Below are 21825 nucleotides of genomic sequence, written 5' to 3'. Positions count from 1 at the left end.
ACCCATTATGCAACTCAGAAAAATTCAAGCCATTAACTGGAACCGTATTCAGGATGAGAAAGATCTTGAAGTCTGGAACCGTCTGACCAGCAACTTCTGGTTGCCGGAAAAAGTCCCTTTGTCCAACGATCTGCCGGCCTGGCAGACGCTGGATAAACAGCATCAGCAGTTGACCATCCGCGTATTCACCGGCCTGACGCTGCTGGACACCATCCAGAATGTGCTGGGTGCGCCGGGCTTAATGCCCGATGCGCTGACGCCGCATGAGGAGGCCGTCTTGTCGAATATCAGCTTTATGGAGGCGGTACATGCCCGCTCATACAGCTCGATTTTTTCGACGTTGTGTCATACCAGCGATGTGGATGCCGCTTATCAGTGGAGCGAAGAGAATCAGGCGCTGCAAAATAAAGCCGAGATCATTCTTACTCATTACCGCGCTGACGATCCGTTAAAGAAAAAAATCGCCAGCGTCTTTCTGGAGTCGTTCCTGTTCTATTCAGGATTCTGGCTGCCGATGTACTGGTCAAGCCGTGGCAAACTGACCAATACCGCCGATCTGATTCGGCTCATCATCCGCGATGAGGCCGTTCACGGCTACTATATTGGCTACAAGTACCAAAAAGCCCTTGAGCAGGTTGATGAAGGCCGCCGCGAAGCATTGCAGCAGTTCGCCATCGATCTGCTGCTGGCGCTGTATGAAAACGAGGTTGTTTATACAGAAGCGCTCTATGGCGATGTCGGCTGGGCGGAAGAAGTAAAAACCTTCCTACACTACAACGCCAACAAGGCCTTGATGAATCTTGGCTATGAAGCGCTGTTCCCGGCAGAATTAACTCAGGTTAACCCGGCAATTCTGTCGGCGTTATCCCCAAACGCGGATGAAAATCACGACTTCTTTTCGGGTTCGGGCTCCTCATACGTAATGGGCAAAGCGGTCGAAACGGAAGACGAAGACTGGAGTTTCTAAGGTTGTCTGTGCCGTCATAACAGGTCACAGGCGGTCATGATTACTGGCGCTGATTAATAAGCTGTTATTTCCCTTAAATCAGCGTCATTATTTCTCATTCATTCCCTCCCTACCGCTCGTCATTCTGCCAATATCTCAGCGCTGCACGGTCTAATTACTGTCGTTTTTTAAAATAAATCATAAAAAATTCATCTCCCCGCATCCCTTGTGATGACTGGAAATTATCGCGATAAGACGTGATTTCCAGCCATGAATATTTTACACCAGGGTTGACAGATAATCTGAGTATGTCAGGTTATAGCCTGCTTAAATTGAACCAGGGTACGTCATTTTACATTAAAATAATTTAATCAGGGCATTAATTACGGATGACAATAAAATTAGAAGTAAAAAATCTTTATAAGGTATTTGGTGATAATCCACAGAGGGCATTTAAATATATTGATAAGGGTTGTGGTAAAGAGGAAATCCTCGAAAAAACAGGCTTATCGCTCGGTGTCAAAAATGCCAGTCTGGCCATTGAAGAAGGCGAGATCTTCGTCATCATGGGGTTATCCGGTTCAGGGAAATCCACCATGGTTCGCCTTCTCAATCGTCTGATAGAGCCGACGCGCGGCCAGGTGATTATTGACGGTGTCGATATTGCAAAAATATCGGACAGCGAACTGCGTGAGGTTCGCCGAAATAAGATCAGCATGGTATTTCAGTCATTCGCCTTAATGCCGCATCTTGACGTTGTAAATAATGCCGCTTTTGGCATGGAATTAGCCGGCATCCCCTTAGCAGAACGTCAGGAAAAAGCCCTTGAGGCATTACGTCAGGTTGGGCTGGAAAATTACGCCCACGCCTATCCTGATGAGCTATCAGGCGGCATGCGTCAGCGTGTAGGTCTGGCACGCGCTTTAGCCATTAATCCCGATATTTTATTAATGGATGAAGCCTTTTCTGCACTCGATCCCTTAATTCGTACCGAAATGCAGGATGAACTGGTGAAATTACAGGCCAGACATCAGCGCACTATCGTGTTTATTTCACACGACCTGGACGAAGCCATGCGCATTGGCGATCGTATTGCCATTATGCAAAATGGTGAAGTCATTCAGGTCGGCTCACCCGATGAAATCCTGAATAATCCCGCCAATGATTATGTCCGCACGTTCTTCCGCGGCGTCGATATCAGTCACGTCTTTAGCGCTAACGATATTGCACGCCGAAATGCTGGCGCGCTCATTCGCAAAGCGACCGGATTAGGCCCGCGCTCGGCCATACAACTGCTGCAGGAAGAAGATCGTGATTACGGCTACGTGCTGGAGAAACAGAAATTCATCGGCGTAGTGTCAACCGACTCTCTCAAGGCGGCCCTGGCGGCAGGGCAAGGGCTGGAAAGCGCCCTGCTCGACGCGCCATCGGCGGTTCCTGCCACGACCTCGTTAAACGAACTGCTCTCACACGTGGCGCAGGCTCCCTGTGCCGTTCCGGTGGTGGGAGAAGAAAATCAATACGTCGGTGTGATATCGAAAAGCACGCTGCTACGTGCTTTAGATCGTGAAGGAGCCAGCAATGAGTAAAGACACAGCAACCCCATGGGATAACCCGGCACCGACGGATACCCAGAGCAGCCAAAGTAGCGATCCCTGGTCGGGTGCCGCAGATCAGAGCAGTGCCGCCGACAGCGGCCATCATGCCGCCACCGGCGGTGCAGATGCGTGGGGCACGCCAGATGGCAGTGCCGCGACAAGCTCCAGCAGCAGCACAGACTGGTTGAACAACGCGCCTGCACCCCAGGCGGACCATTTCACTATTATGGATCCGTTCCATAAAACCTGGATTCCTCTGGATCACTGGGTCACCGAAGGGATCGACTGGGTCGTGAATCATTTCCGTCCGGTCTTTCAAAGCATTCGCGTACCGGTGGATTATATCCTCAGCGCGTTTCAACAGCTGCTGCTGGGCATGCCCGCGCCGGTGGCTATCGCGCTGTTTGCGTTAATCGCCTGGCAAATCGCCAGTCCGGCAATGGGCATTGCCACGCTGATTTCACTGATCGCCATTGGCGCCATTGGTGCCTGGTCGCAGGCGATGATTACGCTGGCGCTGGTGCTCACCGCCCTGCTGTTTTGCATCATCATTGGCCTGCCTATGGGCATCTGGCTGGCGCGCAGTGAACGTGCGGCACGTATTGTGCGTCCGCTGCTGGACGCCATGCAGACCACACCGGCCTTCGTTTACCTGGTGCCGATTGTCATGCTGTTTGGTATCGGGAATGTCCCGGGCGTCGTCGTCACCATCATTTTTGCCCTGCCGCCCATTGTCAGGCTGACCATCCTGGGAATTAAACAGGTTCCTGCCGACCTGATCGAAGCCAGTGAGTCCTTTGGCGCCAGTCCGCGCCAGCTGCTGTTTAAGGTTCAGCTGCCGCTGGCCATGCCCACCATCATGGCGGGTGTGAATCAGACGCTGATGCTCGCCCTGTCGATGGTGGTGATTGCCTCCATGATTGCCGTGGGTGGACTGGGCCAGATGGTGCTGCGCGGCATTGGTCGTCTGGACATGGGCCTGGCCTCCGTGGGCGGCGTCGGCATCGTGATTCTGGCCATTATCCTTGACCGCCTGACGCAGTCGGTGGCGCGTGACAAACGCAGCCGTGGCCGTCGCCACTGGTATCACACCGGCCCCATTGGCCTGCTGACGCGTCCTTTCCGTCAATCCTGAATCTTGAGCGCGGCAGTCAGCTGCCGCCGTTATCGCGACAATAAAAACGAGGAATAATCATGCGCAAGACGCTCCCTGCTGCCGTTGCCATTCTGGCCACTTTCTCTGCTTCTCACGCTTTCGCGGCCGATCTGCCGGGTAAAGGCATCACGGTGAAACCGGTACAAAGTACGATTGCCGAAGAGACTTTTCAGACGCTGCTCGTGAGCCGGGGCCTGGAGAAGCTGGGCTATACCGTTGAGAAACCGAGCGAAGTGGATTACAACGTCGCCTATACCACCATCGCCTCGGGTGATGCGACCTTCCTGGCAACCAACTGGCGGCCACTGCATGACGATATGTATAAAGCCGCAGGCGGGAGCCAGGTGTTTTATCGCGAGGGAACCTATGTTTCCGGCGCGGCTCAGGGCTATCTCATCGATAAAAAAACGGCTGAAAAGTATCACATCACCAATATCGCCCAGTTGAAAGATCCCAAGATTGCCAGGCTTTTCGACAGCAATGGCGATGGCAAAGCGGATATGACCGGCTGTACGCCTGGCTGGGGCTGCGAGGCGGTCATTAACCACCAAAACACAGCTTATGGCCTGAGCAACACCGTCACCGCCAACATGGGCAACTATTCGGCGATGATCGCGGATACTCTGGCGCGCTTTAAACAGGGAAAACCTGTCCTTTACTACACCTGGACGCCTTACTGGCTGAGTGATGTGCTTAAACCGGGCCGCGACGTGGTCTGGCTGCAGGTGCCATTCTCTTCATTGCCGGGCGAACAGAAAGGCGTGGATACCAAACTGGCTAACGGCGCGAACTATGGCTTCCCGGTCAACACGATGCACATAGTGGCCAACAAAGCCTGGGCGGAAAAAAATCCCGCCGCCGCGAAACTGTTTGCTGAGATGACACTGCCGATTGGTGATATCAATGCGGAAAATGCCGCCATGCACGCAGGGCAAAATTCTGAAGAGGATATCAATCGCCACGTAGACGGTTGGATCAAGGGCCATCAGGCCCAGTTTGATAAGTGGATTAACGACGCGCGCGCCGCGACTCAATAAGGCTCGGCAGGCAGACGAAGGGCGGACACCTGTCTGCCCTTTTTCCGTTATGACTGATTAACAGGCGCATGACATAAACATAGCTCTCAAATAATTTTTTAGGTTATTATTAACGCCACTTTATTAATATTTACCTCTGCCTCCCTATGACAACATCTCGCCCTGGTTTAACGTCTGCACTGGTGGGACTGATGTCCGTTGCCACTGGCCTCTGTGTTGCCAGCAATTATTATATTCAGCCACTGCTTCATACCATTGCCCAACACTTTGACCTGTCGGTGGCGCTCGCGGGGTTCATTGTGACCAGCGCACAGCTTGGCTATGCCTGTGGGCTGCTGTTGCTGGTCCCGCTTGGCGATATGCTGGAACGGCGCGACCTGATAGTGGGCATGATGGTGCTGGCGGCGGCGGGCATGGTGATCATTGCTCTCTCCTCCTCATTTCCCTTTCTGCTGTTAGGCACGGTGATCACCGGACTCTTTTCGGTGGCGGCCCAGATTCTGGTGCCGCTGGCCGCGACGCTGGCAGAGCCGGAAAAGCGGGGCAACGTTACCGGCACGGTCATGAGCGGCTTGCTGCTGGGCATCCTGCTGGCGCGAACCGTTGCGGGCGGCCTGGCGCAGTTAGGTGGCTGGCAAACCGTATACTGGGTCGCCAGCGTATTTATGCTGCTGATGGCGATTGCGCTGTGGCGCACGCTGCCGCGCATCACACCTTCTGTTTCATTGAATTATCCGCAATTGCTGATTTCCCTATTTCGGCTGTATGCCGCCGATCCTGTGCTGCGCACCCGTTCCGTTACCGGCTGTCTTACCTTTGCGAATTTCAGCATCCTGTGGACATCAATGGCATTTCTGCTCTCTGCCACGCCTTACGGTTTCTCGGAAGGAGAAATCGGGTTACTGGGACTGGTCGGCGCCGCCGGGGCACTGGCAGCCAGGAAAGCTGGCTCGCTGGCGGACGGAGGTCATGCCAAACTCACCACCAGCGCAGGCTTGCTGCTGATGTTGCTGTCCTGGGCGGCCATTGCCTGGGGCGCGCAGCAGCTTGTGGCGCTGATTGTCGGCATCTTAGTGCTGGATCTGGCGGTTCAGGCCGTGCACATCACCAATCAAAGCGTGATATACGCACGCCAGCCTGAGGCACGAAACCGACTGAATGCCGGTTATATGACCAGCTACTTTATTGGCGGTGCGCTAGGCTCATTGCTGTCGGCCAATGCCTACCATTTCGCGGGCTGGTATGGCGTCTGCGCGGCCGGTGCGACACTGACTTGCCTGAATTTACTGATCTGGTGGCGGAATCATCGCCAGGAACAAACGAATAGCCAGAATAGTGTGATTTAGCCTGTTCAGCGGAGTGTGAGTTTGCTATCGTTGGCCCAAAGTTATTCACGCCAGTTATTTTTTCTTTTGCAATCATTTGATGTCGTACCGTTTCACTGTACGACCAACGCGTATGAAATCGATGCGCAAAACCTTTACCCTGGGGTCAAGGACAGATCTTGAACTACCACAGTGCGACAGCCTGAGGATGACCTGTTAAGGCCAGAATACTCAGCAATGACGCTGCCACCGTGGTGATTATAAAAGTTGAAATTAGTGAGGTTTTTTCTAATGGAAAGTTCGTTTACGCCCATTGAGCAAATGTTAAATATCCGTGCCAATCGTCACACGGATTTCCCCTTCCAGGAAATTCTCCTGACGCGCCTTTGCATGCATATGCAGGGTAAATTGCTGGACAATCGCAACAAAATGCTTAAAGAACAAGGTATTAATGAAACCCTGTTTATGGCGTTACTGACGCTGGATGCGCAGGAAGACCAGAGCATTCAGCCTTCTGAGCTGAGCACCGCCCTGGGTTCCTCACGGACTAATGCCACGCGCATTGCCGATGAGCTGGAAAAACGGGGCTGGATTGAACGTCGTGAAAGCGCGCAGGATCGCCGCTGCCTGCATCTGCATCTGACCGACAAAGGCAATGCATTTCTGCAGCAGGTGCTGCCGCCTCAACATCAGAGCCTGCAATACCTGTGGTCTTCACTGACCGGTGATGAGAAGTCACAGTTGGAAAACATCACCCGCAAGCTGCTTACCCGTCTGGATAAGATGGAAGAAGATAAACTAACTGCTTCCCTGTCGCGGTAATAGCAAGATCTGCGACACAATCACCTGACGAAATCGTTATTTTAACCCTCTTTTATCCGGCCAGCGCTTAGTCGCTGGCTTTTTTGGCTCGGGCGATGGTGAAAACGGAGTTTAACCCGCCGATTAAGTGGAAAACGTGGAGAAATAAATGAGTGCATCAGAGGCGCAAAGCCCGCATCAGCCAGTAAATAACAAGAAGAAAAAGCGCAAAGGCGCGCTGCTATTACTGGCGCTGGTCGTCGTACTGCTTGGCATTGCGTGGGGCGTTTACTGGTACCTGGTGCTACGCCACTATCAGGAAACGGACGATGCTTACGTTGCCGGTAACCAGGTGCAGGTGATGGCCCAGGTTTCAGGCAGCGTCAATAAAGTCTGGTTTGATGATACCGATTTTGTCAAAAAAGGGGATGTGCTGGTATCGCTGGATAAAACCGACGCACAGCAGGCGTTTGAAAAAGCCCAGACCGGGCTGGCGACCAGCGTGCGCCAGGTACATCAGGAGATGATCAACGCGAAACAGTATCAGGCCACCATTGCGCTGCGTCAGACCGCGTTAGATCAGGCGCAGGCCGACCTGAAACGCCGCGAGCCGCTGGGCGCCTCTAACCTGATTGGGCGTGAAGAGCTGCAACATGCACGCGATGCCGTGGCTTCAGCGAAAGCGGAGCTGGATGTGGCGGTTCAGCAGTATAACGCGAACCAGGCGATGATCCTGAATACCTCTCTGGAAAACCAGCCTGCCGTGAAGCAGAGTGCGGCACAGCTGCGTGATGCCTGGCTGGCACTGCAACGTACTGACATTCGCAGCCCAATGGATGGCTATGTCTCGCGCCGCAGCGTGCAGGTTGGCTCGCAAATCAATACCAGTACGCCGCTGATGGCGGTGGTGCCTGCAACCGACTTGTGGGTAGACGCCAACTTCAAAGAGACCCAACTGGCTGGCGTGCGTATCGGCCAACCGGCAACCGTTGTGGCGGACATCTACGGTGACGATGTGGTTTACCACGGTAAAGTTGTCGGTCTGGACATGGGAACCGGAAGCGCGTTCTCCTTGCTGCCGGCGCAAAACGCCACCGGTAACTGGATCAAAGTGGTTCAACGTCTGCCGGTCCGTATTGAGTTGAATCAGGACGAAGTGGCTAAACATCCTCTGCGTATCGGGCTGTCAACATTGGTAGAAATTGATACCGATAATAAAGACGGCAACGCACTGGCTACCAGCGTTCGTCAGCAGGCTGCCTACAGCAGCAACGCCCTGGCCATTGACCTTGCACCGGTTGATAAGCTGATTACCGATATCGTCCACGCGAACGCCGGATGATCACCCGGAGGCTGTAATGGCACAAGCACCGCTTAAAGGGATGCCGCTGGTCTTAATGACCATTGCGCTCTCCCTGGCGACGTTCATGCAGGTTCTGGATTCCACCATTGCGAACGTTGCTATACCGACCATTGCGGGTAATCTGGGGGCCTCAAACTCCCAGGGGACCTGGGTCATCACGTCTTTCGGGGTGGCAAACGCCATCTCGATTCCGATAACGGGTTGGCTGGCCAAACGCATCGGTGAAGTCAAACTCTTTACCTGGTCGACCATCCTGTTTGCGCTGGCTTCCTGGGCCTGCGGCATGTCCGAAAGCCTGGAAATGCTGATTTTCTTCAGGATAATTCAGGGGATCGTTGCAGGTCCGTTGATCCCGCTGTCGCAAAGCCTGCTGCTGAATAATTATCCGCCCGCAAAACGCAGTATCGCCCTGTCACTCTGGGCGATGACGGTGATTGTGGCCCCCATATGTGGCCCCATTCTCGGCGGCTGGATCAGTGATAACTATCACTGGGGCTGGATCTTCTTTATCAACGTGCCGATTGGTGTTGTGGTCATCATGCTCACGCTGCAAACCCTGCGTGGTCGTGAAACCGCTACCCAGATCCGCCCCATTGATACCGTTGGCCTGGTGCTGCTGGTGGTCGGGGTTGGCTCGTTGCAGGTGATGCTGGATCGCGGTAAAGAGCTGGACTGGTTTAGCTCAACAGAAATTATTGTGCTGACGATTGTCGCGGTGCTGGCGCTGGTGATGCTGTTGATTTGGGAGCTGACAGACGATCACCCGATAGTCGATCTGTCGCTGTTTAAATCGCGCAACTTCACCATAGGCTGCTTATCCATTAGCCTTGCCTACATGCTCTATTTTGGGTCGATCGTTCTCTTGCCGCAGTTGCTGCAGGAGGTCTACGGTTATACCGCGACCTGGGCAGGGCTGGCCTCAGCGCCGGTCGGGATTATCCCGGTTATCCTGTCGCCCATCATTGGTCGGTTCTCCCATAAGCTTGATATGCGGAAACTGGTCACCTTCAGTTTCATCATGTATGCCATTTGTTTCTACTGGCGCGCTTACACGTTTGAACCGGGCATGGACTTTGGCGCGTCGGCCTGGCCACAGTTTATTCAGGGCTTCGCGGTCGCCTGCTTCTTTATGCCACTTACCACAATTACGCTGTCGGGTTTGACACCCGACCGGATGGCGGCGGCGTCCAGTTTATCGAACTTTGTGCGTACGCTGGCGGGTTCGATAGGGACGTCGATCACCACCACGATGTGGACGGATCGTGAGGCAATGCACCACAGTAATCTCAGCGAATCGGTGACGCCTTATAACGTTAATGCGCAGCAGATGTACAGTCAGCTTGAGGGGATGGGCATGACGCATCAGCAGGCCTCAGCGTACATCGCTCAGCAGATCACCAATCAGGGATTGATCATTTCCGCCAACGAGATTTTTTGGGCGTCGGCGGGCGTCTTTCTGGTGCTGTTGGTGCTGATCTGGTTTGCCCGTCCGCCCTTTACCGCCGGTGGCGGTGGTGGTGGCGCGCACTAGACGAACACGATGGGGTTCTGGCGTGGAAGTCACGCCCGCCAGAACCCGTTTTTACGCCCAGCGCGTCGCTTTCATATCCATCACGAACCGGTATTTCACGTCACCTTTTAGCATTCGCGTAAAGGCTTCTTCGACCTGCTCTCCACGAATCATCTCAATGTCTGCGGTGATGTTGTTGTCGCCGCAGAAATCCAGCATCTCCTGGGTTTCTTTAATGCTGCCGATGGACGAGCCGCTGATGCTTAAACGACGGAACACCATTGGCGTCACGTTCGGTGAAGCGTGCGGACTGTCGGGAATGCCCACCAGCACCAGGCGGCCATTGGTTTTGAGCGTCGCCAGATAAGGGTCAAGATCGTGCGGGGCCGCCACGCAGTCAACGATAAGATCCAGCGCGTTCTGGCTGGCCTGCATAGCCTGAGCATCGCGTGATACCACCACATGACGGGCACCGAGACGGCGGGCATCCGCGGCTTTGTCAGCCGACGTGGTGAAAAGCGTCACCTCAGCTCCCAGCGCACTCGCCAGCTTCACCGCCATGTGGCCTAACCCACCCAGACCAATCACGCCAACCTTATCGCCCGTTTTCACGTTAAAATGGCGCAGCGGTGACCAGACAGTGACGCCTGCGCACAGCAACGGCGCAACACCGGCCAACGGCAGGTGCTGTGGCACCGAAACCACGAAGTCCTGATCGACCACCACGTGCTCAGCATAGCCGCCTCGGGTAGATTCACCGGTGTATTTATCCGTACCGTTATAGGTCGCAGTGAAACCGGCTTCACAATATTGTTCTTCCTGCTGCTGACAGAAATGACAGGTGCGGCAGGAATCCACCATCACGCCCACGCCAACAATATCACCCGGCGTAAATCGGGTGGCAGCGCTACCGGTTTCGCTCACCCGTCCAACGATTTCGTGTCCTGGCACCAAGGGATAATGGCTTACCGCCCATTCGTTGCGTGCCATATGCAAATCTGAGTGGCAAACGCCACAGTAAAGGATTTCTATCCGGACATCCTGCGGTTGAAGCGGACGCAGCGCGATCTGGCCGGCAGTAAGGGGCTGGGTCGCATCGTGCGCGATCAGTGCATTAATTTTCATGGTGCCTCTCATAGTGACTGGCTTTTGATAACGGAGGGCGGCAAACTCTACTTAAATAGTACCATTATTGATAGTAGTTACCATTTGGTGACCATAAAGGAGGGAGAAGACGATGCCTGCCTGGGTTGAGGGTAAACTGGTTTTTTATGTGGATTCACCGCCGCGCCGACTCATGGATCTTTTTTCTGCCAAGTGGAATCCGATGGTGCTGCATGCGCTGTATCACTGGCCGGGAGGCCGCGCACGCACGGGCGAGTTGCAGCGAAGTTTGCAAGGGATATCAAAAAAGATGTTGTTTCAGACGCTGAAGGAGCTGGAGCAGCGCGGATTGATCACCCGCCATGTTTACGACGTGATCCCACCCAAAGTCGACTATGCGTTAACGGCGCTGGGCCAGACCTTCGCGGAACCGGTAGAGCAGCTGTATCAATGGGGGCTGGATAATCAACGGGCGCTTGATGAGATGGACGAACATGTTGATCAGGCTACGTCCGACGTCGGGCACGGTAAGGCGGGGTAACAGGCTGGCGGAGCATCTTTCACGCCCCGCCGGGAACACTGAACCTGTATGGCACGTTTCACGGCGCCATACATCAGCTGACATCAGGCGTTCTGACGCCACCATTCGGCCAGCAGAACGCCGGTAGCGACGGAGACGTTCAGACTTTCCACGTTGCCGGTGCCGCCAATCGACAGGCTCATATCGCCTTGCTGGAACGTGCTGTCAGACAAGCCTTCACGCTCCTGACCCAGCACCAGTACCATTTTGGCCGGTAGCACCGCGTCAGACAGGGATGTGCCCTGATGGCTCGAGGTCGTCACGATGGTGTAACCCGCTTTGCGGAAGGCTTCGAGTCCTTCATTAAAGGTTGCGCCGCTGATAGCCTGAACGTGTTCAGCGCCGCCTTCCGCCGTGCGAACCGCTGCACCGGATTCCAGCAGCGAGGCATCGTTAACCAGCAGACCTTTCACACCAAAGTGCGCGCAGCTGCGCATGATCGCGCCAAGGTTATGGGGATTGCTGACATCTTCAAGCGCCAGTACACAGTCTTTGCTTTCGGCCTTGTTAAGCCATTCAGCTACGTCCATGCCCATGCGTTTCTTGATCAGGAAGCAGACGCCGCCGTGGTGTTCAGTACCGGAAGCTTTGGTGATCTCTGCGTCATCGACCACGTGGTAGGCTTTGCGGTTAGCCGCCAGCCAGCGCAGCGCATCGCGAAAACGTGGCGTCACGCTTTGCACAAACCAGGCGCGAACGATGCATTCAGGACGGCTCTGGAACAGCGCCTGACAGGCGTTTTCACCGTAAACGCGGGTTTCTTCCAGACGCTGGCGACGAATCTGCTCAACGTCAACCACGCCTTTACCGCTGATCCCTGGGTTTTCCGGTTTGTTGTCTTCCACGACCGCCGCGCGGGAGACGGTGCGCCATGGGGAATCACTGCTGCCGTAAGCATCACGATTGTCGCTGCCGCGATCGTTGCGGCGCGGTGCGCTGTCACTGCGGCGTGGCGCGCTATCGCTGCGACGGCCTGTGCCGCGTCCGCCTTCTTCACTACGCTCAGTGCGCGGGCCGGATGAACGACGATTGTCTTCACGGCGAGCAGCAGGACGGCCACCTTTGCCTGTACGAGGATTCGGCGCGCGCGCGCTTTGCTCATCTTCGCCACGCACATACATGACTTTGACCTTACCACTTTTGCCTTTAAATTCGTCGTTCATTTCTTCCTCCTGCATTGAGAGCGCGAAGATTACCTGATGTGACTGCGCTTAGCTATCAACTATTGTACCTATAGAGCAATCCACATTGAGACGATCTTACCACCCTTTCATAATGGACAATATTGAGCAAAGTGCTCTAGTTCATTATCAGAGGTTTATATGAATACGGTATGCACGTCTTGTCAGGCAACCAATCGCGTTCCCGAAGAACGGCTTGCCGATGGTGCCAAATGTGGTCGTTGCGGCGAAAGCCTGTTTTCTGGCGAGGTCATCAACGCCACCGCCGCCACGCTGGACAGCTATCTGCAGGACGATCTGCCGGTTGTGGTGGACTTTTGGGCGCCATGGTGCGGCCCCTGCGTTAATTTTGCCCCGGTGTTTAAAGACGTCGCACAGGAGCGCAGCGGCAAGGTGCGCTTCATTAAAGTGAATACGGAGGCCGAGCCGGCGCTGAGCAGTCGCTTCCGCATTCGCAGCATTCCCACCATTATGGTCTTTAAGAAAGGTGAGATGGTGGACATGCTAAACGGTGCCATGCCGAAAGCGCCCTTCAACGAGTGGCTCGACGAATCCCTGTAAGCGCAAAAGGCCAGCCCGTGCTGGCCTTTTCCCTTTGTCCGACGCTTCGATTACACTACGCTTTTTCCTGTCCTGAATAATCATGTCTGAAAATGCCGTTTTGCGTTTACGTGCCCAACGTCTGGCCCGCGCCACACGTCCCTTTCTGGCGCGTGGAAACCGTGTGCTTCGTTGCCAGGGATGCCTGTTGCCGGAAAAACACTGTCTGTGCGCCAGCATTCGTGTGCAGTCTGCCCGCAGTCGCTTTTGTCTGGTGATGTTTGATACCGAACCGATGAAGCCAAGTAATACGGGCCGGTTGATCGCCGACGTCTTGCCAGATACCCAGGCCTTTGGCTGGTCACGCACCGAGCCCGATCCTTTACTGCTGCAGGCCGTGGCCAGTGAGGCTTATCAGCCCCTGGTGGTTTTCCCTGCATCTTACGCCGATGAAGGTCGCCAGATTGTGCATTCGCCGCCGCTGTCAGGTAAACCGCCGCTGTTTATCATGCTGGATGGTACCTGGAATGAAGCCCGCAAGATGTTTCGTAAAAGCCCCTGGCTTGACCGCTTTCCGGTGATCTCGCTCAACGTCACCGCGCCGTCCCGCTACAGGCTGCGCGAAGCGCATGGCGAAGGTCAGCACTGCACCGCAGAGATTGCCGCGGCGCTGCTGCACCAGGCCGGCGACCGTGCGGCTGGCGAGGCATTGACCCTGCACTTTGAGCAGTTCCGTCAGGCCTATCTTGCCGGTAAGCCGCATCATCCCGACCAGAAGAAGTAACACTCGCCCTGGCAGGCCGCTTGTCATTATTCAGGCTGGGATCTGCCCGACGGTAAAAAAGCCCAAAAGCGTTTACACTCCCCTAAATGCCGACGAATGGAGAAGGTGATGAGTCAACGTGGACTGGAAGCGCTGTTAAGACCAAAATCAATTGCGGTAATCGGCGCCTCGGTCAAGCCGGGACGGGCAGGCTATTTTATGATGCGTAATCTGCTGGCGGGCGGCTTTAGCGGCCCGGTGTTGCCGGTGACGCCAAAATATAAAGCCGTTAGCGGCGTGCTGGCCTGGCCTGATATTCACAGTTTGCCCTTCGCCCCCGACCTGGCGGTGATCTGTACCCATCACAAAAGAAATCTGGGGCTGTTACAAGAGCTCGGCGAGAAAGGCTGTAAAGCCTGCATCATCCTCTCCGCCCCCGCCAGTCAGCTCGCCGAGTTAAAAGCCTGCGCCAGCCGCTGGCAGATCCGATTGTTAGGCCCAAACAGTCTGGGATTGCTGGCCCCGTGGCAGGGGCTTAACGCCAGCTTTTCTCCTGTTCCCATCGCCAAAGGCCGTATTGCGTTCATATCGCAGTCATCAGCCGTCTCCAACACCATTCTTGACTGGGCGCAGCAACGTAACCTGGGTTTTTCATGGTTTATCGCCTTAGGCGACAGCCTGGATACCGACGTGGACGATCTGCTGGATTTTCTGGCCCGTGACGGCAAAACCAGCGCGATTCTGCTTTATCTTGAACACCTTAGCGATGCCCGCCGGTTTGTGTCGGCCTCCCGTAGCGCATCCCGTAACAAACCTATTTTGATTATCAAAAGCGGCCGCAGTCGCCAGGCACAGGCGCTGCTTGGTACGCACAGCGGTCTCGATGCCGCCTGGGATGCGGCGATCCAGCGTGCGGGCTTGTTACGGGTGCAGGATACGCACGAGCTGTTCACCGCAGTTGAGTCCCTGAGCCATATGCGTCCACCACGCGGGCACCGGCTGATGATTATCAGCAATGGCGCGGCTCCCGCCGCGCTGGCGTTAGATGAACTCTATGCCCGCAACGGTAAGCTCGCCACGCTGGGCGAGCAAACGATAGAGCAGCTTAGTGCCGTTCTGCCGGAAGGCGTCGGGCACGGCAATCCGGTCGATTTAAAGGACGATGCAACGCCGGAACGCTATCTGGCCTGCCTGGCCGTCCTGCTCGACAGCCATGATTTAGATGCCCTGATGATTATTCATGCCCCCAGCGCTGTTGCCCCGGCGACCGAAACCGCAGAGAAAATCATTCAGCTTATTCATCAGCATCCGCGCGGAAAACAGCTCACGCTGTTGACCAACTGGTGCGGCGAATTCTCCTCTCAGGCAGCGCGCCGTGCTTTTACTCAGGCCGGCATTCCCACCTGGCGAACGCCGGAGGGCACCGTCACCGCCTTTATGCATCAGGTTGAATACCGGCGTAACCAGAAATTGTTGCGGGAAACCCCCGCCCTGCCAGTAAACCTGACCCAGGACAGCGCTCAGGCCCACCAGTTGCTGTCTCAGGCGCTGGATAAGGGCATCCTGTCGCTGGATACGCACGAAGTGCAGCCCGTTCTTAAAGCTTACGGCCTCGCGACGTTACCCACCTGGATAGCAAAAGACAGTGAGGACGCCGTCACGATTGCTGAACAAACCGGCTATCCGGTCGCGCTGAAGCTCCGTTCGCCCGATGTGGCGCATAAGTCCGAAGTGCAGGGCGTCATGCTCTACCTGCGTAACGCCGCCGAAGTTAAACGCGCGGCGGACGCGATTATTGACCGGGTCAGGCAGACGCTGCCGCATGCGCGTATTGAAGGACTGGTGGTGCAGAGCATGGCGAACCGGGCTGGTGCCCAGGAGCTGCGGATTGTGGTGGAGCAGGATGCGCTGTTTGGCCCCATCATCATGCTGGGTGAAGGCGGCGTAGAGTGGCAGGCAGAGAAACAGGCGGCGGTTGCTTTGCCGCCGCTGAATATGACCCTGGCGCGCTATCTGGTGATCCAGGCAATAAAAAGCGGCAAGGTCCGCAGCCGAAGTGCCTTGATTCCGCTTGATGTAGCTGGCCTGAGCCAACTGCTGGTTCAAGTCTCTAACCTGGTGGTAGATTGCCCGGAAATACAACGGCTGGATATTCATCCGCTGCTGGCGGCAGGTAGCGATTTCACCTTACTGGACGTTACGCTGACGCTTGCGCCTTTTGACGGTGATAACGAAACGCGTCTGGCCATCCGACCCTATCCTCAGCACCTGGAAGAACAGGTCGAGTTGAAGGACGGTCAGCACTGCTTATTCCGCCCTATCCTGCCGGAAGATGAACCGCTGCTGCGTGACTTTATCAGCCAGGTGACGAAAGAAGATCTCTACTACCGCTACTTTAGCGAAATTAATGAATTCACCCATGACGATTTGGCCAATATGACGCAGATTGACTACGACCGGGAAATGGCGATTGTCGCCGTTCGGCAGCATCAGGGGCAGCCAGAAATCATCGGTGTGACCCGCGCGATTTCGGATGCCGACAACGTTGATGCCGAGTTTTCGGTACTGGTGCGCTCCGATCTTAAAGGGCTGGGGATGGGAAGACGTTTACTGGAAAAAATGATCCGTTACACCCGCGCGCATGGCTTGCAACAACTGAATGGCATTACCATGCCCGGCAACCGCGGCATGGTGACGCTGGCGAAAAAACTCAACTTTGACGTGGATGTCCAAATGGACGATGGCATCGTCAGTCTTAAGCTTTTGTTACAGGATAATGTCAGTTTGCCGTGTAGAGAAAAGTAAAAATCGCCCAGTTCGTCGTGGTTGATGTTATTATTTAGCGTTATGACCCTGATTTGGTGGCAAAAGGCCATACAATGAACCGAGAAGAAGTGCACTGTGATGTTGTCTAAATTTAAACGCAATAAACACCAACAACACCTCGCACAGCTGCCTAAACTGTCACAATCTGTTGCGGATGTGTCGACGCTTTATTCGCCCGCCGAATTTCGTGAGACGCTTTTGGAAAAGATTGCGTCAGCGCAATCGCGCATTTGTATCGTCGCACTCTATCTGGAAAATGACGATGCGGGCCGCGCCGTCATGAATGCACTGTATGCTGCGAAACTCGCTCGCCCACAGCTCGACATCAGTATTTTAGTCGACTGGCACCGTGCCCAACGTGGCCGCATTGGTGCTGCACGAGGCGTGACCAATGCCGACTGGTATTGTGAGATGGCCCAACAGCATCCCGACCACGTCATTCCTGTCTACGGCATTCCGGTTAATACTCGCGAGGCACTCGGAGTACTGCATCTGAAAGGCTTCATCATTGATGATACGCTGCTCTACAGCGGGGCCAGCCTGAATGACGTTTACCTGCATCAGCACGATAAATACCGCTACGATCGCTACCAGCTCATTCGTAATCCCGCGCTGGCCGATACCATGTTTGAATGGATCAACCACCATTTAAAAGACGCCGAGGCCGTCAATCGCCTGGACTATGCTGAGCGTCCTTCCAGTCCGGAAATTAAAAATGAAACGCGTCAGTTTCGTCAGGACCTGCGCGGGTTCAACTATCAGTTTGAAGGCAACGCCGGCAACGATGAACTCACCGTGACGCCACTGGTCGGCCTGGGCAAGCGTAGCCTGCTGAACAAGACCATTTTCCATTTGATGCCCTGCGCTGAAAAGAAGCTCACCATCTGCACGCCTTATTTCAACCTGCCTGCGCTGCTGGTGCGCAATATCATTGGCCTGCTACGTCAGGGGCGTGACGTTGAGATCATCGTGGGTGATAAAACAGCGAATGACTTCTATATCGCACCCGATCAGCCATTTAAGATCATCGGTGCACTGCCCTACCTCTACGAAATTAACCTGCGTCGCTTTTTAAGCCGGCTGCAGTACTACGTTAGCAACGGGCAGCTGACCGTACGTTTATGGAAAGACGGTGAAAACAGCTATCACCTGAAAGGAATGTGGGTTGACGATGAGTGGCAGCTCATTACAGGCAACAATCTTAATCCCCGCGCCTGGCGGCTGGATCTCGAGAATGCGGTACTGATCCACGACCCGCATCAGCAGTTGGCCGAACAACGACAGCATGAGCTGATGCTGATCCGTCAACATACCACTGTCGTTGGACACTTTCGCGAGCTGGAGAGCATCGCTGACTACCCGGCGAAAGTGCGTAAGCTGATTCGCCGTCTACGCCGTATTCGTATTGACCGCCTCATCAGCCGCATACTGTAAACCCTCAGAATGCCGCAGCCTGCCTGCGGCACTCCTTTCCTCTGCTACAGCTTAATTCCTTTCCCATGCCGGTGGAGCAGCAGCGAAACCAGAAACGCCAGCGCGCCCATCGCAGACACGTACCAGAAGAAGGTGGTTTCCATCCCTTTGTGCTTCATCAGTAACGCCACGTACTCTGCAGACCCACCGAAGATCGCATTCGCCACCGCATAAGACAGCCCGACGCCCAGGGCTCGCACCTGCGGCGGAAACATCTCAGCTTTCAGAATCCCACTGATCGAGGTGTAAAAGCTGGTAATAAGCAGTGCCAGCATAATCAGAACAAATGCCATGCCCGGACTCTGTACGTTTTGCAGCAGAGTAAGGATGGGTACGGTACAGATTGCTGCACCGGCACCGAAAATCATCATGGACGTGCGTCGGCCTATTTTATCCGACAAACCGCCAATAACGGGCTGCAGCAGCATATAGACGAAGAGCACACCGGTCATCAATGCACTGGCGGTTTTCGCATCCATACCAGAGGTATTTACCAGATACTTTTGCATGTAGGTTGTAAAGGTGTAAAAGCTCAACGAACCGCCCGCCGTAAAGCCCAGCACCATGAGGAAGGGTTTGGTGTGATTACGTAACAGGCCAATGACGCTACCGGCATCCCGATGCTCACGGCTCTGTTTATCGGAGGTTTCGTCCAGAGAGCGGCGCAGCCATAACGCCACCACGGCTAGCGCAGCGCCTAAAAAGAACGGGATGCGCCAGCCCCATGTGCGTAGCTCCTGATCGGTTAAGATGAACTGCAGCACCACCACCGTCAGCACAGCGGCTAATTGCCCACCAATTAAGGTGACGTATTGAAAGGAGGCATAAAAGCCTTTGCGCCCTTCCAGGGCCACTTCACTCATATAGGTTGCACTTGTGCCGTACTCCCCGCCCACCGACAGCCCCTGGAACATACGAGCCAGTAACAGCAGGGCTGGCGCGGCTATCCCAATGCTGTTGTAACCCGGCAGACAGGCGATGACCAGCGATCCGAAACACATCATACAGACAGAAATCAGCATGGATTTTTTTCGCCCGTGGCGGTCACCAATATAGCCAAATAACCATCCGCCAATCGGCCTCATTAAAAAGCCTGCGGCAAACACGCCTGCCGTCTGGAGTAACTGGGTTGTCGTATCCTCTTGCGGAAAGAAGATATGGGCAAAGTAGAGTGAGAAAAACGAGTACACATAAAAGTCGAACCATTCGACGAGATTACCTGAGGATGCACCTACGATGGCCCAGATACGTTTTTTTCTGTCGAGCAACTGCGATTGTGGATTTTTGATCACATCTGACATGCTATGCCTCGGCTCCATGCTGATAAGCAGCGTTAAAGCGTTGAGTAAAGCATGGACGGGAATAAAACGGAAAGAGGTGTTGGTTCTGGATGACAAAATGTGACTTATGTTGTTAATTTTCTGTAACAACTGAAAGTGTCAGACCACCGCGCCAGCCCGCCACGGATATCAAAAACGACCGACCTTTCTCTACAACATGTGTACGAGCAGCGCAGACAGGCCGGTGTTTTGATGCATCAGAACGTCGTGACTACCGTGACGCCTGGTGATTCAAACTTATCCATATTGATTAACGCTTCTATGGATTGCTCGAGGCTGATGGTGCGGCCAATGAGCTTTTCAGGACAGAGTTTACCGGTGGCAATCATGTTCATCATGTCGCCGTAACGATGAGCCTGCATGCCGTGACTGCCAATAATCTCCAGTTCGTTAGCAATAACGCTGGACATTGGAATGGGCGGTGCACTGTGTTCGCCCGCCATCAGGCCTATCTGGATGTGCCTGCCTCTTTTTCTTAAGGAATGAATGGAGTTCACGCAGGTCACAGTATGACCCAGCGCATCCAGTGACACATGTGCTCCGCCTTGGGTGATTTCTCTGATCGCTTCCGCCACATTGTGCACGCGAGCGCCATTTACTACGGCAACTGCACCCAAATCACGGGCCAGCTGCAGCTTTTCATCCGAAATATCCACCGCCACCACGTTTGCTCCGAGCGCATTCGCGATCATGATGGCGGAAAGTCCCACACCGCCACAGCCGTGCACGGCAAGCCACTGACCTGCCGACGTTCTTCCCTGATCGACCACTGCCCTGAACGAGGTAATAAAACGGCACCCGAGACTGGCTGCGGTAGTGAAGTTCAGCGTGTCCGGCAGTGCGATAAGATTTAAGTCGGCCTGCTGTATCGCTACGTATTCGGCGAACGATCCCCAGTGCGTGAAGCCAGGCTGGAACTGATGGTCACAGACCTGCTGATTACCGGTATGACATTCGTGACAAAAGCCGCACCCCGATACAAAAGGTACCGTGACATTATCGCCCGGCCGCCATTTAGTCACCGCGTTGCCAACGGCTTCAATTGTGCCTGCGAATTCGTGTCCCGGCACATGAGGCAGAGGAATATCGGGATCGTGCCCGACCCAGCCGTGCCAGTCACTTCGGCAAACACCGGTGGCTTTGACCCGAATCACCACGCCATGCGGCTCGGGAGTAGGGTCCGGGACCGTTTGCAGCATCGGCGGCGACAGAAATGACTCGTATATCACTGCTTTCATCAGTAAACCCTCATCGTAGGCGTTCATAAAATTATACCTTTCGATTCGGAAATTACTTTTCATCTGTTGCAGGCGGATAATTATTTATGAAATTATCCTTCATCAAACATGCAATGGTTGAGTGGATATTTCAGTGAGTCTTCTTGATAAGAAAGATCTGGCGCTGCTGCGTTACCTGCAGCAGGACGGCAGGGTATCGAGTCTTAAACTTTCACAGGATTTGGATGTTAGCCCGGCTTCTGCATGGCGACGTCTGAAACGGCTTGAGGATGAGGCGTTTATTGAGGGTTATCAGGCGGTGGTTAATCGCAGAAAAGTGGGCTTTGGCGTGATGGCATTTGTCCGTCTGGTCTGTAGCCAGCACAGCGAAGTGGCAACGCGGGATTTTGAAGACAGGATCAATGCCAATCCCTATGTGCTTTCCTGCCACAACATTACCGGTGAAGCTGATTTCCTTTTACAGGTCGTGGCGCGCGACTTAGACCATTACAGTCTTTTTATCGAAAAGGAACTGCGTAAATTACCGGGGATACTGAGTATTAATTCTTCGATTTCACTCAGAGAAGTGAAGAAAACGCATCCGCTACCGGTTTAACGGTGTCGCGATTTTGCAGGATGCAATGCAAAGTTGCTTTTCACTCGTTCTACCCTTCATAGCTGGGTAGTCGGCAAATTCCTTGTTGCCTGATTAATGCTATCGGTTAAAAAAACAGCTATTGCATTGTGCTGGATCTCAAACAGAGAAGGAATGCGGTGGATTGCGGTCAGGTACTCGCGGCTTTTGTAGCGATGGCGTTTGTTGTATCACGATGATCAGGCGGTTCGTCGTCTTTGGGCAGGGGGGTGCAGGTATATGACGCCGGGCGCGGCACGCCATCCAGCTTTCTCACGCGCCATTTTCCCGATCCGGCTGTTTTAATGACGCGGAAGGCACTCGCGCGGTCCCGGCCGTGCAGGACAGCCGGCCTGACGACCCGCTTTTCACCGGTTACGCACGTAAAAAAGCCCTGAACGAAAGTTCAGGGCTTTTTTACTTGTTTGATG

At 54.4% G+C, this 21825-nt stretch carries 18 protein-coding genes; 14 read left to right on the top strand and 4 right to left on the bottom strand.

Going from position 1 to position 21825, the window contains the following annotated elements; translation table 11 throughout:
- Positions 1 to 7: 7 nt before the first annotated feature.
- The 8 genes from nrdF to emrB all read left to right on the top strand — a co-directional run bounded on the left by nrdF (position 8) and on the right by emrB (position 9757).
- Entirely contained in the window at positions 8 to 967 is a 960-nt protein-coding gene (nrdF, locus tag AAIE03_RS01870; protein ID WP_089517114.1) for a class 1b ribonucleoside-diphosphate reductase subunit beta, read from the top strand.
- 368 nt (positions 968 to 1335) lie between these two features.
- The gene (proV, locus tag AAIE03_RS01865) at positions 1336 to 2535 is read left to right on the top strand and encodes a glycine betaine/L-proline ABC transporter ATP-binding protein ProV (protein WP_013026865.1); all 1200 of its coding nucleotides are present in this window, start codon (positions 1336 to 1338) and stop codon (positions 2533 to 2535) included.
- Positions 2528 to 3679, top strand: a complete 1152-nt coding sequence (gene proW / locus AAIE03_RS01860) for a glycine betaine/L-proline ABC transporter permease ProW (RefSeq protein WP_089517113.1) — start codon at positions 2528 to 2530, stop codon at positions 3677 to 3679. The genes proV and proW overlap by 8 nt, the downstream gene beginning before the upstream one ends.
- Before the next feature lie 59 nt (positions 3680 to 3738).
- Complete coding sequence (gene proX / locus AAIE03_RS01855; RefSeq protein ID WP_014605195.1) at positions 3739 to 4737, top strand: glycine betaine/L-proline ABC transporter substrate-binding protein ProX; 999 nt, start codon at positions 3739 to 3741, stop codon at positions 4735 to 4737.
- Positions 4738 to 4883: 146 nt separating this feature from the next.
- Positions 4884 to 6083, top strand: a complete 1200-nt coding sequence (locus AAIE03_RS01850; protein ID WP_455941421.1) for an MFS transporter — start codon at positions 4884 to 4886, stop codon at positions 6081 to 6083.
- A 270-nt stretch (positions 6084 to 6353) separates the two neighbouring features.
- Entirely contained in the window at positions 6354 to 6884 is a 531-nt protein-coding gene (gene mprA / locus AAIE03_RS01845; protein ID WP_014594402.1) for a transcriptional repressor MprA, read from the top strand.
- A gap of 148 nt (positions 6885 to 7032) precedes the next feature.
- Positions 7033 to 8205 carry a multidrug efflux MFS transporter periplasmic adaptor subunit EmrA gene (gene emrA / locus AAIE03_RS01840; protein WP_498562716.1) on the top strand — a complete coding sequence of 391 codons (1173 nt, stop codon included), beginning with the start codon at positions 7033 to 7035 and terminating at the stop codon, positions 8203 to 8205.
- A 16-nt stretch (positions 8206 to 8221) separates the two neighbouring features.
- Complete coding sequence (gene emrB, locus AAIE03_RS01835; RefSeq protein WP_013026871.1) at positions 8222 to 9757, top strand: multidrug efflux MFS transporter permease subunit EmrB; 1536 nt, start codon at positions 8222 to 8224, stop codon at positions 9755 to 9757.
- 51 nt (positions 9758 to 9808) lie between these two features.
- On the opposite strand, the gene AAIE03_RS01830 is transcribed toward emrB, so the two are convergent.
- Complete coding sequence (locus AAIE03_RS01830; protein ID WP_015699651.1) at positions 9809 to 10861, bottom strand: NAD(P)-dependent alcohol dehydrogenase; 1053 nt, start codon at positions 10859 to 10861, stop codon at positions 9809 to 9811.
- A 112-nt stretch (positions 10862 to 10973) separates the two neighbouring features.
- Here AAIE03_RS01830 and AAIE03_RS01825 point away from each other — a divergent pair, with 112 nt between their 5' ends.
- Positions 10974 to 11381 carry a winged helix-turn-helix transcriptional regulator gene (locus tag AAIE03_RS01825; RefSeq protein WP_024471363.1) on the top strand — a complete coding sequence of 136 codons (408 nt, stop codon included), beginning with the start codon at positions 10974 to 10976 and terminating at the stop codon, positions 11379 to 11381.
- Between the two features lie 83 nt (positions 11382 to 11464).
- On the opposite strand, the gene AAIE03_RS01820 is transcribed toward AAIE03_RS01825, so the two are convergent.
- Complete coding sequence (locus AAIE03_RS01820) at positions 11465 to 12583, bottom strand: tRNA/rRNA methyltransferase (protein ID WP_426144399.1); 1119 nt, start codon at positions 12581 to 12583, stop codon at positions 11465 to 11467.
- Between the two features lie 159 nt (positions 12584 to 12742).
- Here AAIE03_RS01820 and trxC point away from each other — a divergent pair, with 159 nt between their 5' ends.
- The 4 genes from trxC (at position 12743) to pssA (ending at position 18164) form a co-directional block, all read left to right on the top strand.
- On the top strand, positions 12743 to 13162 hold the full coding sequence (gene trxC, locus AAIE03_RS01815; RefSeq protein WP_013026875.1) for a thioredoxin TrxC: 420 nt from the start codon (positions 12743 to 12745) through the stop codon (positions 13160 to 13162).
- A gap of 82 nt (positions 13163 to 13244) precedes the next feature.
- Positions 13245 to 13925 (top strand): tRNA-uridine aminocarboxypropyltransferase, encoded by a 681-nt coding sequence (locus tag AAIE03_RS01810; RefSeq protein ID WP_426144398.1) that lies wholly within the window; start codon positions 13245 to 13247, stop codon positions 13923 to 13925.
- A 108-nt stretch (positions 13926 to 14033) separates the two neighbouring features.
- Positions 14034 to 16709, top strand: a complete 2676-nt coding sequence (locus AAIE03_RS01805; RefSeq protein ID WP_044042294.1) for a bifunctional acetate--CoA ligase family protein/GNAT family N-acetyltransferase — start codon at positions 14034 to 14036, stop codon at positions 16707 to 16709.
- Between the two features lie 99 nt (positions 16710 to 16808).
- Entirely contained in the window at positions 16809 to 18164 is a 1356-nt protein-coding gene (gene pssA, locus AAIE03_RS01800) for a CDP-diacylglycerol--serine O-phosphatidyltransferase (RefSeq protein ID WP_014605188.1), read from the top strand.
- A 44-nt stretch (positions 18165 to 18208) separates the two neighbouring features.
- Here pssA and AAIE03_RS01795 read toward each other — a convergent pair whose 3' ends face one another.
- Positions 18209 to 19504 (bottom strand): MFS family transporter, encoded by a 1296-nt coding sequence (locus tag AAIE03_RS01795; RefSeq protein WP_026021051.1) that lies wholly within the window; start codon positions 19502 to 19504, stop codon positions 18209 to 18211.
- Between the two features lie 236 nt (positions 19505 to 19740).
- On the bottom strand, positions 19741 to 20808 hold the full coding sequence (locus AAIE03_RS01790; protein WP_019106300.1) for a zinc-dependent alcohol dehydrogenase family protein: 1068 nt from the start codon (positions 20806 to 20808) through the stop codon (positions 19741 to 19743).
- 106 nt (positions 20809 to 20914) lie between these two features.
- Between AAIE03_RS01790 and AAIE03_RS01785 the strand changes: the two genes are divergently transcribed.
- Entirely contained in the window at positions 20915 to 21376 is a 462-nt protein-coding gene (locus AAIE03_RS01785; protein ID WP_019106299.1) for an Lrp/AsnC family transcriptional regulator, read from the top strand.
- Positions 21377 to 21825: the final 449 nt, after the last annotated feature.

The organism is Pantoea sp. Ae19-2 (assembly GCF_059801205.1).
This window is presented reverse-complemented; position numbering and strand designations above follow the sequence as displayed.

Excerpts from the sequence above, each read along its gene's own strand:
- nrdF (WP_089517114.1), top strand. The coding sequence starts at position 8 with ATGCAACTCAGAAAAATTCAAGCCATTAACTGGAACCGTATTCAGGAT.
- proV (WP_013026865.1), top strand. The coding sequence starts at position 1,336 with ATGACAATAAAATTAGAAGTAAAAAATCTTTATAAGGTATTTGGTGAT.
- proW (WP_089517113.1), top strand. The coding sequence starts at position 2,528 with ATGAGTAAAGACACAGCAACCCCATGGGATAACCCGGCACCGACGGAT.
- proX (WP_014605195.1), top strand. The coding sequence starts at position 3,739 with ATGCGCAAGACGCTCCCTGCTGCCGTTGCCATTCTGGCCACTTTCTCT.
- AAIE03_RS01850 (WP_455941421.1), top strand. The coding sequence starts at position 4,884 with ATGACAACATCTCGCCCTGGTTTAACGTCTGCACTGGTGGGACTGATG.
- mprA (WP_014594402.1), top strand. The coding sequence starts at position 6,354 with ATGGAAAGTTCGTTTACGCCCATTGAGCAAATGTTAAATATCCGTGCC.
- emrA (WP_498562716.1), top strand. The coding sequence starts at position 7,033 with ATGAGTGCATCAGAGGCGCAAAGCCCGCATCAGCCAGTAAATAACAAG.
- emrB (WP_013026871.1), top strand. The coding sequence starts at position 8,222 with ATGGCACAAGCACCGCTTAAAGGGATGCCGCTGGTCTTAATGACCATT.
- AAIE03_RS01830 (WP_015699651.1), bottom strand. The coding sequence starts at position 10,861 with ATGAAAATTAATGCACTGATCGCGCACGATGCGACCCAGCCCCTTACT.
- AAIE03_RS01825 (WP_024471363.1), top strand. The coding sequence starts at position 10,974 with ATGCCTGCCTGGGTTGAGGGTAAACTGGTTTTTTATGTGGATTCACCG.
- AAIE03_RS01820 (WP_426144399.1), bottom strand. The coding sequence starts at position 12,583 with ATGAACGACGAATTTAAAGGCAAAAGTGGTAAGGTCAAAGTCATGTAT.
- trxC (WP_013026875.1), top strand. The coding sequence starts at position 12,743 with ATGAATACGGTATGCACGTCTTGTCAGGCAACCAATCGCGTTCCCGAA.
- AAIE03_RS01810 (WP_426144398.1), top strand. The coding sequence starts at position 13,245 with ATGTCTGAAAATGCCGTTTTGCGTTTACGTGCCCAACGTCTGGCCCGC.
- AAIE03_RS01805 (WP_044042294.1), top strand. The coding sequence starts at position 14,034 with ATGAGTCAACGTGGACTGGAAGCGCTGTTAAGACCAAAATCAATTGCG.
- pssA (WP_014605188.1), top strand. The coding sequence starts at position 16,809 with ATGTTGTCTAAATTTAAACGCAATAAACACCAACAACACCTCGCACAG.
- AAIE03_RS01795 (WP_026021051.1), bottom strand. The coding sequence starts at position 19,504 with ATGTCAGATGTGATCAAAAATCCACAATCGCAGTTGCTCGACAGAAAA.
- AAIE03_RS01790 (WP_019106300.1), bottom strand. The coding sequence starts at position 20,808 with ATGAACGCCTACGATGAGGGTTTACTGATGAAAGCAGTGATATACGAG.